This is a genomic window from Streptococcus oralis subsp. dentisani, from assembly GCF_003944205.1.
GTDB classification, from domain to species: domain Bacteria; phylum Bacillota; class Bacilli; order Lactobacillales; family Streptococcaceae; genus Streptococcus; species Streptococcus oralis_BH.
Window position 1 is genome coordinate 1 of sequence record NZ_RJPH01000029.1, and the last position, 3,502, is coordinate 3,502.

Annotated in this window: 5 protein-coding genes; all 5 read left to right on the forward strand. The window is 32.8% G+C overall.

The window, feature by feature from the left end:
- Window positions 1–1,209 (forward strand): T7SS effector LXG polymorphic toxin (locus D8805_RS10345; protein ID WP_260469942.1); only part of this gene is annotated, 1,209 nt, incomplete at its 5' end.
- 587 nt (window positions 1,210–1,796) lie between these two features.
- The gene (locus D8805_RS09840; protein ID WP_125417111.1) at window positions 1,797–2,339 is read left to right on the forward strand and encodes a hypothetical protein; all 543 of its coding nucleotides are present in this window, start codon (window positions 1,797–1,799) and stop codon (window positions 2,337–2,339) included.
- A gap of 11 nt (window positions 2,340–2,350) precedes the next feature.
- The gene (locus tag D8805_RS09845; protein WP_125417113.1) at window positions 2,351–2,914 is read left to right on the forward strand and encodes a hypothetical protein; all 564 of its coding nucleotides are present in this window, start codon (window positions 2,351–2,353) and stop codon (window positions 2,912–2,914) included.
- A gap of 2 nt (window positions 2,915–2,916) precedes the next feature.
- A complete protein-coding gene (locus D8805_RS09850; protein WP_070478089.1) occupies window positions 2,917–3,219 on the forward strand; it encodes a DUF4176 domain-containing protein in 303 nt (100 codons plus the stop codon).
- A gap of 44 nt (window positions 3,220–3,263) precedes the next feature.
- The coding region (locus tag D8805_RS09855; RefSeq protein ID WP_260469943.1) for a DUF4176 domain-containing protein at window positions 3,264–3,502 on the forward strand (239 nt) is incomplete at its 3' end.

The window sequence follows — 3,502 nt, forward strand, 5'->3', positions numbered from 1 at the left end:
GTGTCAGAGACTGATAACAGTGCCATTATTAAGACAGAATACCTAGAACGCATCAAGCAACGGATGAAAGATCCGATCGAGGGATTAAAGAGCAGTTCCAGTAAGACACAAAATATCTATGCAGGGATAAGTGATATCCTAACGTTAACGAATCCTAGTTTGGATAGTGTGAACACGAGCTATAATCAAGCAGTCAAGAGTTTAGATGATACCATAAAGAACATGGAAGCTTTTAATAGTGTTCTTCTAAAAACGGATACTTTTGACCTTATCGATATGCAAAATAGTGAAATAGCTACACTATCAGGTTATGCCCCTCTTCCATATGGAGACCGTGTATCGAGAAATTATTATAATCGAAGTCAGTTTAAAAATTCGGTTTCAGAGATTCACACAGCTATCCATAGCAACTCCAAAGCTGTGAAGTACCAAAATGCTCTCGCAAAACAGCTTGCCGAGTCTAAGTATAGTGGGAAGATGGACTTAAACAATCAAAACTATTCTGATGTAATTTCAAATGATTTAAAAAATAATTTCGCCAGTGAGTCAATCATGAATGGTATTGATGTGTTTGGAGATAAGGGCTGGGTTAAATTATTGGAAAAGACCCCTACTGTTGTGGGAGGGTTGATTAATGGTTTATATAAATTAAGCGATTCACTTGGAAGTTTTATTAACCTCGGAACTAATGGTATAGTTCCTCCTAATATTTTTGATAATGTAAGTAATGTCGCGTCAGGATCTTTTATAAGTATAGGAAAAGGCATTGAATCTGTTGCTAAGTCGGGGCCAGAAATAGGCCGAGCGATGACATTTATCGGTCCTGCTATTGATTTTACTGCTCAGGTTTCAGCTGGTGAAAATGTTCCGAACGCAGTTATTAAGAGTGGGGCCCATGCAGCAATATCTACCGGCGCTATGACCATTGGTATGAATACAGGAGCAGCAATTGGAGCTACTATTGGTAGTGTTATACCTATTGCAGGAACTGCTGTAGGTGGTATTGTTGGAGCTGCTGCAGGGTTTATAGTAGGAGTAGGTTTATCAATTGCAGGCAATGCTGTATTTGATATGATTTATGATAACACTGTTGGAAAGGAAGTCACAAAAATAACAAATAATGTAGTAAAAGCAGGTAAGGAAGTTATAGATGGTGTTGGTAATGCAGTATCTGACTTTTTCAGTGGTATTGGAACTGTATTTCAGTGATAGGAGACTCTCTTGGACGAAAATAAAATTATAAAGTTAAAGGACGTTGAATTTGTAGGCATTGGTAATTTTGAAGGGGAAACAGTTTTTTTTGATAAGAAAACAGACAAGATGTTCTTAGGTCATTCTAAAACAAAGTTTAAAGTGTCTCCTATCGCTTTCTCAACAGGAGTAGCACTTATCCTTTATGTGATTGTAAGAGAAATAACAAAAGTTCAGGTGTTTAGTGGTTTTTGGCCCTTGACTTTTGGTTTTTTTCTAATGATCATTATCTCCAAACTTCTCTATAGACCAGCTTTGAATGAAGAATTAGTTATTAGTCCTTTTGTGCTTTCAAACATTGATATGATAACTTTTCTTAAAAAAGAGAAGAAAAATATAGTTAAGAGCCATCTAATTATATTATTGGCATTTCTTTTNCCAGTGCTTTTTTCTATAGTTTATTTATTGACTTCTAATTTTTTGTTTTTGTTTTTAGCCATTTTATTTTTTATGTTCCCCCTATTGTTATTAAACACGAAACCAATACAGAGATTTAAAGTGGTTCATATGTTAGACAAAAAATATTCCACTAAGGAAAAGGATTCATGAAAAAATATTTAAAAAATATGGTTCCGATAGGAACAATTGATAAAAATCCAGTTTATTTTGATAAAAAAGATCTAACTTTATATAGAGTAAGGGAACGGAATTCTTTTCTTGAAACTGCTGGTAGTAGCTTGATCATGATTCTTTATGTAATAATCGGAAAAGTAAATTCCCAATACTATTTAACCATTCTGGGAAGATATCAATTTCTAATGATAGGTGTTCTGATTTCCTTTATAACAGCCTTTGTTGTTTGTTATGTGACGTTCTATCGTGAGAGGGAAGTGGAAAAACTTCAATTAGAGGAAAAAGCAATGAGGAATTTTGTGTTAAGAGAGCGAAAGAATGTCTTTTTTACCTATTTATCTCTTATTATATTACCACTAATTATAATATTTTTTTCACACCTCTTTATCACATATGGCAATCTTCCGTGGGGAGTTGTTTCAGTTTTATTTATGACTATGTATTTTATGTTCTTTTATAATAAAATATTCCAAAGAGGAAAAATCATAAATGGACTTTATAAAGCTTATAATTAAGAAAGATAATTATGAAAAGCAACACTAAAAATTTCGTTGCCCTAGGTATATATCAGGAAAAATCTGTCTACTATAACAATGAAAATCATCAACTTTTATATCCAACAAAGGATAAAACTAATGGAGCAGCTACCATTACTGGTTACAGTTCAATTGCTCTTGTTTTATATATTGTTTTGAGAAGTATAAGTGAAGATGGGAAAGTACCAACAGATCTTCGTATACTGTCTTTAATCTTTGCTTATATTATAATTAGTATTGGTAGCAGTCTATTACTTTATTATGTTTTAAACCGTGTCATTGAGTTAGAAGAATTTCAAATTGATTTAAGAAACTATCAAAACTTTTTAAAGCAAGAAAAAAGGAATGTTTTAATATTATATATAACGATGCTCTGTTTTTTGATTATAGGAATAGTGACTGCTGCAATTTTTATAAGTTCGGGTAATTATATTAGTCTTGTATTAACTTTATCATCATATTTTATCGTATACACTATTTTAAATACCAAATTGATTAAACGCAGCATGATATTGAGACAGTTATACAAAGAATTAAGTAATAAGGAGAGTTAATAATGAATGATAAAATATTGCCAATCGGAAGTGTGATTCAACTTCATAACGGAGAAGTGAAGTTAATGATTTTATCTCGTTTTCCACTCTATAATAATCAAGGGACAATTGGTTATTTCGATTATTCGGCATGTTTATATCCAAATGGAAATACGGATAATCAATGTTATTTTTTTAACAAAGAAGATATAAGTAAAGTTTGGTTTGAGGGGTATATTGATGACCAAGAAAAAAGCGCTCAACAGCTTTTTGAGAAGGAACAAAAAAATATTAAATACCCTCACTTAAAGTTAAATAACATATAGAAAAAGTAGATTTAGAGATAGGAACAAGGAGTACAAGCGAGCAGATGGACTTTTTTGTAGTTCTTTCAGGTCGTCGAGTTGATTTGGCAAATGGCCATTATGTGGACTACATTGGTCATGGCTATCCATTTGGATTACGCTTTGACACTTCACCCTTGTTTTTAAGCAATCTCTTGATTAAGAGAGTAGTATCAGAAGGGTATTCGGATACCGCGGATGAACACTACTGCCAAGAAGCTCTGCGTAAGGACTATCTAGACGCAGGACTGATTTCCAGTGTTTA